At 48.1% G+C, this 10,000-nt stretch carries 6 protein-coding genes; 4 read left to right on the plus strand and 2 right to left on the minus strand.

All coding sequences use genetic code 11. From position 1 onward, the window contains the following. Positions 1 to 256: 256 nt before the first annotated feature. On the plus strand, positions 257 to 751 hold the full coding sequence (locus LDL40_RS16405) for a transposase (protein WP_300996526.1): 495 nt from the start codon (positions 257 to 259) through the stop codon (positions 749 to 751). On the opposite strand, the gene LDL40_RS16410 is transcribed toward LDL40_RS16405, so the two are convergent. Then, complete coding sequence (locus tag LDL40_RS16410) at positions 740 to 1,621, minus strand: LysR family transcriptional regulator (protein ID WP_300996527.1); 882 nt, start codon at positions 1,619 to 1,621, stop codon at positions 740 to 742. The genes LDL40_RS16405 and LDL40_RS16410 overlap by 12 nt on opposite strands. Before the next feature lie 113 nt (positions 1,622 to 1,734). Between LDL40_RS16410 and LDL40_RS16415 the strand changes: the two genes are divergently transcribed. The 3 genes from LDL40_RS16415 to LDL40_RS16425 all read left to right on the plus strand — a co-directional run bounded on the left by LDL40_RS16415 (position 1,735) and on the right by LDL40_RS16425 (position 7,809). After that, on the plus strand, positions 1,735 to 2,814 hold the full coding sequence (locus LDL40_RS16415; protein ID WP_300996528.1) for an efflux RND transporter periplasmic adaptor subunit: 1,080 nt from the start codon (positions 1,735 to 1,737) through the stop codon (positions 2,812 to 2,814). A gap of 3 nt (positions 2,815 to 2,817) precedes the next feature. Then, positions 2,818 to 5,883, plus strand: a complete 3,066-nt coding sequence (locus LDL40_RS16420) for an efflux RND transporter permease subunit (protein WP_300996529.1) — start codon at positions 2,818 to 2,820, stop codon at positions 5,881 to 5,883. A 153-nt stretch (positions 5,884 to 6,036) separates the two neighbouring features. Continuing rightward, positions 6,037 to 7,809: a M14 family metallopeptidase gene (locus LDL40_RS16425; RefSeq protein WP_300996530.1), complete on the plus strand. Its 1,773-nt coding sequence runs from the start codon at positions 6,037 to 6,039 to the stop codon at positions 7,807 to 7,809. A 64-nt stretch (positions 7,810 to 7,873) separates the two neighbouring features. Here the strand turns inward: LDL40_RS16425 and LDL40_RS16430 are convergent. Then, positions 7,874 to 10,000: diguanylate cyclase (locus tag LDL40_RS16430; RefSeq protein ID WP_300996531.1), on the minus strand; the 2,127-nt coding region annotated here is incomplete at its 5' end.

The raw sequence follows: 10,000 nt of genomic DNA on the forward strand, positions 1-10,000 counted from the left end.
CCCCGCCCCTAGGGTGTGATCATGGTTTTTAACCACAACCCGTTATCGAATTTTGTGTTGGAATTCGCGGGCGGGGATAAACCCCGCCCCTACGATACCTTGTTGGTTATTTAAATTTGTGTAGGGGCGACCTTTATGGTCGCCCGCGAGTTTTCACAACCTACCTTTGCTGCCTTCATATCCAACAGATACTAAACTTAGTCAACAAAACACGCTAATCAGTTAACCAGCTCGAGTACTTTCAAAGGGGGCGGGGATGGTGAACTCTGTATTACCTCAAAGGCGCTCGGTGCGCTTAAAAAATTATGATTATGGTAGCAACGGTTTCTACTTCATCACTTTATGTTGTTACAGGCGTTTTTTGCTTTTTGGCGAAATTATCGATGATCAGATGCAAATCAATAGCATAGGCGCACTTGTAGCTATGGAATGGCAAAAAATACCAGAACTTTTTCCAGCTGTAGAGCTGCATCCATGGGGTCTCATGCCAAATCATTTTCACGCCATTCTCGCGCTTTCCAACAAACCAGGGAAAAACTGCACAAAATTAGGCTCAGTAGTTGGCTCTCTTAAATCCTTGTCGCAAAAAGCAGTTCGCGGAACATTTGGTCAAAATGCACCACAACTATGGCAGCGCGGCTACTATGACCATGTGATTCGTAATGAAGAAGCTTACCAGCATATAGCCCAGTATGTTCAGACGAACCCTCAATCCTGGCAAGCGGATTATTTTAACGGTTTAGGCAGTTAATTGTTGCCAGATGGCTTTGGCGACAGGGCCCAGTTGCTGATCTTTGTGCCGGACCAAATGCACTTCTCCCAGGATCTGTTTAGGAAACTCCTTAGGCTTTAACTGCACCAAAGCGCCGCTTTTCAGTTCATCTACAACCTGATATTTCGCTATCATGCCCCAGCCTAAATGAGCTAACAGCGACTGTTTCATGCACAAGGAGTTATTCACTTTCACCCGTCGTGCCGATTGCAACGGCAGCAATTTCCCACTATCGAAATTCAGTGCTTCTGAGTTTGCTACCAGTTGCGGCAGCTCTGCCAATTGTGCCTGATGCGTTAAAGGTTCAGCTAACAGCGCTAAAAACTCCGGCGTAGCTACACATAGCAGCTCAAAACCACCAATAGCTACAGTTTCAAAATCGCCCATGCTGATAAACACCGGATACCAGGGGCTTATCGCTAAATCTGCCTGCTGATTTTTCAGCTTTTCCAGTGCCTGCAGCCGGTAATCACAACTTAACAGCAGTTCTGTGTGAGGAAACTGCTGCTGCGCTTGCCGGATCGCAGCCAAAAAAGGCGTCATATCAACGGCCTCATCAAAAGCTAAACGCAGACTGGCTTCAGCGCCACGGCTTAAGTGTTGCGCCAAAGATTTCAGTTGCGCACTTTGATGCAGAAGTTGTTGAGCTTGTTGATAAAAACGGCGGCCAGCTTCAGTAAATTGCAGGCGATATTGGCTACGATCCACTATAGTAAAACCGCATTCCTGCTCCAGCTTTTTCAGCGCCATACTTAAAGCAGGTTGGGTTTTATGCAGTTTCACCGCGGCTTGCAGCAGACTTTCACTGCTGGCCACTGCGTCGAGAATATAAAGCTGTGTCAAGTTCATCAATTATTCTTATATAGAACTGAAGTAAATATAAATTTTAATATTAATTTTGCTTTTGTATAGTGCTGCGACAAATTGCAGTGTAGCCAAAACAAACTAAGGGAAAAGTTTCAATGTCCAGACAGATGATGATAAGCGCGTTTCTGTGTGTGGTGTCAGTAGCTGGTTGTTCCAAACCTGTTGAAACTGCAGAACAAAGCCAAAGCAGGCCGGTTAAACTTTATCAGGTGCAGGACGGTCAGCAGAAATTAATCCGTCAGTTTCCTGCTGTGGTTGAACCCACTGAAAACGCCCGTTTAACATTCCGTGTCAGCGGCAAACTTACGCAGTTCTCTATTCGCCCTGGTCAGGAAGTAAAAAAAGGCGATGTGCTGGCTCGTTTAGATCCTACTGATTTCAAATTGAAAGTAGAGCAGGCACAGGCCCGTTATCAGTTGTCCAAAGCGCAGTTTGACCGTGCCGCCAGCCTGATAGGGCAAAAACTGGTGTCTCAAGCCATGTATGACGAAGCCAAAGCCCAGTTACAAGTGGCAGAAGCAGATTTAAAAACCGCGCAGACCAACCTTTCTTACACCGAAATGGTGGCGCCTTTTAGTGGCACTGTGTCACGTTCTTTAGTTGAAAACCATGAAAACGTTGCAGCTCAGCAAGCCATACTGGAATTGCAGCTCAAAGGTATGGTCGACGTGGTCATTCAGGTGCCGGAAGACGTGATAGCGCTGGTGAAAAAAGGCGTGAATTATCAGCCGGATGTGATCTTCGATTCCTACCCAAGCTTAAGTTACAAAGCCAGTATCAAAGAATGGGATACCAGAGCTGACAGCGCCACTAATAGTTTTAAAGTGGTATTTAGCATGCCTGCACCAGAAGAATTTAATGTGCTCTCAGGTATGACTGCTAATGTCGTAGCGGATATGAGCAAGCTGATGCGAACTCAGGCCTCTTTAGTCATGGTGCCCGCTACTGCAGTCTTTGCCGCTAATGATCAGCCGGTGGACGCTACAGAGCGTTTTGTTTGGGTTTATCTGGACGGTGTCGTAAAAAGGCGTGCCGTCACTGTAGGTCGTTTAACCTCAGGTGGTATCGAAGTCACTTCAGGTTTAGCAGCTGGAGATCAGGTGGTCACAGCAGGAGTGCAGCAACTGACCGAAAACCAACAAGTGCGGCCATGGCAACGTGAGCGGGGTCTGTAAGATATGGATGTCGCTCAGTATTTTATAAAAAACAAAACCTCGTCCTGGTTAGTTACCGCCATTCTGTTGATTGGCGGCATCATGGCTTATTTGGGACTGGGCCGGCTGGAAGACCCGCAGTTTACCCTGAAGCAGGCCTTGATCATCACTTCTTACCCCGGCGCTTCGCCGTTGCAAGTAGAAGAGGAAGTCAGTTATCCGATAGAAAACGCTATTCAGCAATTGCCTTATGTTGATCATGTCACCTCTATTTCCACCACTGGCACGTCGCAAATCATGGTGGAGATGAAAGGTATATACAGGGCCAAAGAGCTGAAACAAATTTGGGACGAATTGCGCCGCAAGGTCAACGACTTAAAACCCCAGTTACCGCCCGGAGTGCAGGCTCCTGTCGTGAATGACGATTTTGGTGATGTATACGGCATGTTGTATGCCATTACAGGCGAAGGTTATACCGACGAAGAAATTCGCGATTATGTCGACTTTCTGCGCCGCGAGCTGGTGCTGGTTGATGGTGTTGGCAAGGTCTCCGTCAGTGGCCGGCAACAGGAACAAGTAATAGTTGAAATTTCGCGTTCCCGTCTGGCGGCTTTGGGTATTCCGCCTTCGCAAATAGCCAGTTTATTGCAAACTCAGAACGTGGTTAGCAATGCAGGCGCTTTGCGGGTAGGGCCGGACAGGATCCGTATTCATCCAACGGGAGAGTTTCAGTCCGTGCAGGAACTGGAACAACTGATTATCAGCAACCCGGCCGCTAAAGAACTGATTTATTTAGGTGACGTGGCCAAGGTGTACAAAGACGTGCAGGAAGTGCCAAGCCAGATTTTAAAGTTTGATGGCAAAAATACCCTGACATTAGGCGTGTCTTTTAGTCAGGGCGTTAATGTGGTGAATGTAGGAGCTTTAGTCAGCGCCAGAATGCAAGAGCTGGACTATGCCCGTCCTGTTGGTATGGACATCAACACTATCTACAACCAGCCTGCCGAAGTAGAAGCTTCAGTCGGAGGCTTTGTACTGAACCTGCTGGAATCTGTGCTGATCGTTATCGTGGTGCTGCTGGTTTTTATGGGGCTGCGCAGTGGCTTTTTAATAGGCCTGATCCTGCTACTGACTGTACTTGGCACCTTTATTTTTATGCAGCAAATGCAAATCGAGTTGCAACGGGTATCACTGGGCGCACTGATTATTGCGCTGGGTATGCTGGTGGATAATGCTATTGTCATCACCGAAGGCATTTTAATTGGCATGCAAAAGCGATTGACCATCAGCCAGTCGGCGTCCGCCATAGTCAAACAAACCAAATGGCCTTTGTTGGGTGCAACGGTTATAGCGATCACCGCTTTTGCACCTATAGGTTTATCCAGCGATGCCACAGGCGAATTTGCCGGTAGTTTATTCTGGGTGTTGTTGGTTAGCTTGTTATTAAGCTGGGTCACAGCTATTACACTGACGCCATTTTTTGCCAGTTTGTTTTTTAAAGAAGAGCTCAAAGCTGCAGCCGAAGCAGAGCAGGGCGAACCTGAACTTTACCGTGGTTTTATATTTGACTGGTACAGAGCAGCGTTAACAGCTGTGCTGCGTTACAGAGTGCTGAGTTATGCTCTGATGATCCTGCTGCTGGTTATGTCAGTGATCGGCTTTTCTAAGGTCAAACAAGTGTTTTTCCCCGCGTCCAACACGCCAATTTTCCTGGTGGATTTATGGCAACCCGCTGGTACTGATGTGCGACAGTCCGACGCTGAAGCTTTAGAAGTGGTGCAGTATTTAAAAACTCTGGAAGGAGTGGAAGCCGTCACCTTAACTTCGGGCCGTGGTGCCGACCGTTTTATGCTGACCTACCAGCCTGAACGTTTTTACGCCGCTTATAGTCAGTTGGTGGTTCGCGTGCAGGACAAATCATTTTTTGCCAGCCGTATGGCGGATGTCAGCACGTATATCAACGAACAACACCCGGGGCTGCGCCACAAACTGAAAAGATTGGATGTGGGGCCTTCCACTGCCGCTAAAATTGAAGCCCGTTTCAGTGGTGCCGATCCTAATGTGCTACGCCAGTTGGCTGAGCAAGCTAAACAGATCCTGGCGCAGGACGAAGGCACCCGAAATCTACGTGATGACTGGAGCAACAGGGTTAAAGTGATAAGGCCGCAGTTTAATGAAGCTCTGGCGCGGCGGGTTGGCATCAGCAAACAAGACGTCGACGATGTGCTGCTGACACACGTCAATGGTCGCAGTGTCGGTATTTACCGTGATGGTACCCATTTGTTACCTATCATCACCCGTGCACCGGATTCTGAGCGGCAAAGTGTAGACGCGCTGGCCGATTTGCAAATCTACAGCCCTAAGTTAAACCGCTATATTCCGATCAGCCAGGTGGTCAGTAGTTTTGCTTTGGAGTGGGAAGATCCACAAATTATGCGCCGCGACCGCAAACGCACTGTGACAGTGATGGCCGATCACAATATTTTAAGCGACGACACCGCGTCATCTTTACTAAAAAGAGTGCGGCCGCAAATCGAAGCCATACCTCTGCCTACAGGCTATAGCCTGAGTTGGGGTGGCGAGCTGGAAGCTCAGACCAAAGCGCAAAAAGCCTTGTTCAGCTCCTTGCCTATGGGCTATCTGGTGATGTTTGTGATCACTGTGCTGTTGTTTAGCTCAATGCGTGATGCGTTGGTGATTTGGGCCTGTGTGCCTATGGCGCTGATCGGGGTCACACTGGGTTTGTTAAGCGTCAATGTGCCTTTTGGTTTCTTAGCGTTGCTCGGATTCCTGAGCTTATCCGGCATGTTGGTGAAAAACGGCATAGTGCTGTTGGATCAGATCAAATTGGAGTTAAGCCAGGGCTTAGAACCTTATCATGCAGTGTACGACAGCGCAGTGAGCCGGGTCCGTCCTGTGTCTATGGGCGCTATCACTACTATTCTTGGTATGTTGCCTTTGGTCACTGATGATTTCTTCGCCAGTATGGCAGTGGTCATCATGTTTGGTCTGGGTTTTGGTACCATTTTAACGCTGTTGTTTTTACCTCTGATGTACTGCTCTATCTATCGAATCCCCGCCAAAACCTGAATTTAAATAGGGTCAGAACACATTGTTAACCCTTAACAATGTGTTCTGACCTCATTTTTAAGTTTATCTGCTGATAGCGCTGGCTTGTGCTGGCTGTTAGTGGTAAAAACTGAAGCGTTATAATTTTAATGCGTCGAAATGGATTTGTTTAGAATGAAAAAAATCGCCCTTTCTTTGGCGTGCAGTTTAGTTTTCTCCGTAACAGCTGCCGACCATTTACCGCCCTTACCGGATTGGCAAGGTGCCACCCTGAGTTTGATTAAGCCAGCACAACATCCCTGGGTTACTCCAGCAGAAGTTTCGGATTTATCTGAAACACCAGATTACGAAACCACTATCAAATTCCTCGAACGCCTGGCAGCCAGCACCCCCTTAATAAAACTCGAAGTCATAGGCCAAAGTCCGCAGGGCAGAGCTATTTATCTGGTGAAGGCTGGAGCTGATCCCGACATGATAGGCCGTGACAACAAACCGGTATTATTGGCACAGGCTGGTATTCATAGTGGCGAAATTGACGGCAAAGACGCTGGACTGATGCTGCTGCGTGACATAGTGCATGGTGATAAAGCGGACTTACTTAAAGATGTGAACCTGCTGTTTATTCCTATTTTTTCTGTGGATGGTCATGAGCGCAGAGGCAAGTACAACCGCATGAACCAGCGTGGTCCTGAATTACAGGGCTGGCGTGCCACAGCGCAGAACCTGAATTTAAACCGCGATTACATGAAAGCGGAAGCGCCCGAAATGCAGGCGCTGCTGAAGTTATTAAACAGCTATCAGCCCGACCTGTATCTGGACATCCATGTTACAGACGGTGAAGACTATCAGTACGACATCACCTACGGCTTTAACGAGCCTTTTGCAGCACTGAGTCCTAATGCAGCCAGCTGGCTGGCCAGCAGTTTCCGCTCAGAAGTGGATCAGGCCTTAACAGCTGCCGGGCATATTCCCGGACCGCTGGTTTTTGCTCATAACAGCAGCGACTTCAGCAAAGGCCTGGCAGGTTCCACCTCAACGCCACGGTTTTCCAATGGCTATGGCGACTTGCGTCATATTCCGACTGTACTGGTGGAAAACCACAGTTTAAAACCTTACAAACAGCGGGTTTTAGGCACTTACGTCCTGCTTGAACAAAGTTTAAAGCTGTTGCAGCAACAAGGTTCAGTGCTGAAACTGGCGAAAAAAGCCGATGAAAATGCCAGACCACAACGTCAGGTATTAGCCTGGAAAGCCAGCGAAACACCGGACTATATCAGTTTTAAAGGCGTGGAAGCTGTGCAGAAAAAAGACCCTGTGACAGGTGTCAGCTATCAGACCTGGACCGGAAAACCGCTGAACTATGAGCAGTTGCCTGTGTACTGGGAAAAAGAACCAGCGGCCGAAATTGAAGTGCCAAAAGCCTACTGGATCCCGCCAGAGCAACAAGAAGTAATCGCCAAACTAGCGTTACACGGCGTGCAATTTACCAGCTTAAAATCACCTAAAACTATTCAGCTGCAGCAACTTACTGCGACTTCGCATCAGTTTGCCAGCAAACCTTTTGAGGGGCGTTTTGCGGTGAAAGCTGAATTCAGCCGCAACTGGCAAAAAATCCGTTTACCTGCAGGTTCGGTCCGCGTCAGTACAGATCAGCCTTTAGGGGCTTTGGCTGTGGCTTTACTTGAACCTACAGCGCCTGACTCATTGTTCAGTTGGGGTTATATGCTGGGTATGTTTGAGCGGGTAGAGTACTTTGAAACCTACGCTATAGTGCCGCTGATTGAAACTGCGCTGAAGCAGGACAAAAAGCTCAAAGCCGAGTTTGACGAAGCGCTGAAGCAGGACAAAAAGCTGGCCGGCGATCCACAAGCCAAGCTGCAATGGTTGTATCAGCGTCTGCCGTATTACGATCAGCACTACCTGAAATACCCAATCCTGATCGAATAATGAAAATGGGGTCAGATCACATAAGTTATGCGTAACTTATGTGATCTGACCCCATTTTTAATTATTAATTGACGAATTCTTTGTTGCTGTGGGTGAAGATAGCGTACTGGTTTTTGCCTGCATGTTTAGCCTGGTACATCGCCATGTCAGCCTGACGTAACAAGGTGGCGTCGTCTACGGACTGTGGCTGAGGATAAAAGGTAATACCTATACTGGCGCTGACATTCACTTTGGTTTGTTGCTGCGGTAACTCTACAGCCTTGCTGACACTGGCAAGCAAACGTTCTATCAGAGGTATGCATTCAGCTTCACCCGGCAGTTCAGTCAGCAGCGCAATAAATTCATCGCCGCCCAGCCTGGCAAGAGTGTCATTTTCACGCATCACACAGCGCATTCGTTTCGCCAGTTCCACCAGAAGATAGTCACCTGCTTCATGGCCTAAACTGTCATTCACCGCTTTAAAGCCATCTATATCGATAAAAATAACTGCCATCAACTGCTTTCTGCGTTTGGCCAGCGCCATGTTTTGCGCAATCCGGTCTTTTAATAACAAGCGGTTAGGTAATCCTGTTAACGCATCAAAGTGCGCAATGAACCGCAACTTGTCTTCCTGCTCTTTTTGCAGGGTAATGTCGGAAAACAGTGCTACATAGTGTATGGCTTTGTGCTGCACGTCTTTCACTACGGAAATGGTCAGCGCCAGTATGATAGCTTCACCGGTTTTACGTTTGCCGTGAATTTCACCTTCCCAGAAACCTGTGCGGGTCAGTTTTTGCCATAAGGCTTCAAAATACAGTTTGTCCGACTCTGAAGCACCCAGCAGTGCCAGATGGCGGCCTAAAGCTTCTGTTTCTGTGTAGCCTGTAATGCGGCAAAATGAATTATTTAAATCCAGAATAGTACCGCTGGCGTCTGTAATAAAAATGCCTTCACGAGCCTGCACAAACACGCTGGCAGCCAATTCCTGTTTCATTTGCGCCTGGTGCCGCTCTGAAATATCCAGCTGAGAACCTATCACTTCAGTTACCTGGCCATGTTCATCGCGCAGCGCACACAGCTGGTTTTCAATGCAGATCTGATGCTGGCCGGCTTGAGGTTCATCAGGGTACATGGCCGAGTTCCCCGGGTTTCGTTGCAAGGTACAGCTGTACTTCAACACGCCGGGATAACCAGCTGCGGCCCAGTCCATAAATTTCTGCACTATGACCTGCTGACTGTCCGGATCCACAGACAAATTCCACCAGTTGGCTAAACGCATAATCTCCATTGAGCTTTTCAGATACATAGTAAAGCAGTTTGGACTAATGTAGTTCAGCCTCATCGTCAGAGGATCAAAAGCGTAAATGACGGAAGGACTGCGTTCGATCAGCTGGTCCAGTCGTTTAAAACTTTTTTGCAGGCGTTTTTCTATCCAGTAACGCCTGCTTACGTCTGTGCCCAACAGAATAAAATCAGAGCTTTCGTCCGGAGCGCTGGCGACACGGAATAAATCCGAATCCAGATACAATTCCTTGCCATTGGCCAGCTGAATTTTCAGGCTCAGCACCTCAGTACCGTCCGCTTTGTCCTGCAGGCGTTGTATGGCAGATTGCAGCGCAGATTTTTGGCCCGGCTCAGGCACCCAGTCCATCAAAAACTGGCCACGCAGGCTCTCGTCTGCAACCTGCAGTAACTTCTGAGCATTGTCGTTAAAGTGCACAATACGGCCTTGTTTATCCAAGCCAAACAACAGCACATGAACTGTGTTGTTCAGTACTGTGCTGATCTGGTTTTTTTGCAGTGTTAGTTTTTGATTCAACTGATGTAATTTGTCGTTGCCCAACAGCAGCCTGGTACTTTTTTGCCGGAACATCAGGTACAAAACTAACAAAGCCGCGAGCAACAGTGCCATGAAGAACACAGCGCCTTTGTGATCTGTCCAGCTATGCATATAACTATGAGCAGGCGCATTTTGGAAAGGAGGCAACGACAGCGCCTGTAAAGTGTATTCAACGGACTGATAGTTAGCAGGTACACCAAAAGCTTTGCTTGAACCCGAGCTTCTGGCCTTACTCTCCCAATTCAGCAGCGCTGTCATCAGCCGATTCACTTGTTGCGCTGCAACAGGTTGCATCACCAGCACAGGCCAGTCCGGGTAAAGCCTGGTTGAACTTTGCACCGGCAGATCCGCCAGTTGCTGTGGATTTAACAC

Source organism: Rheinheimera sp. (assembly GCF_020217005.1).
Lineage (GTDB): Bacteria > Pseudomonadota > Gammaproteobacteria > Enterobacterales > Alteromonadaceae > Pararheinheimera.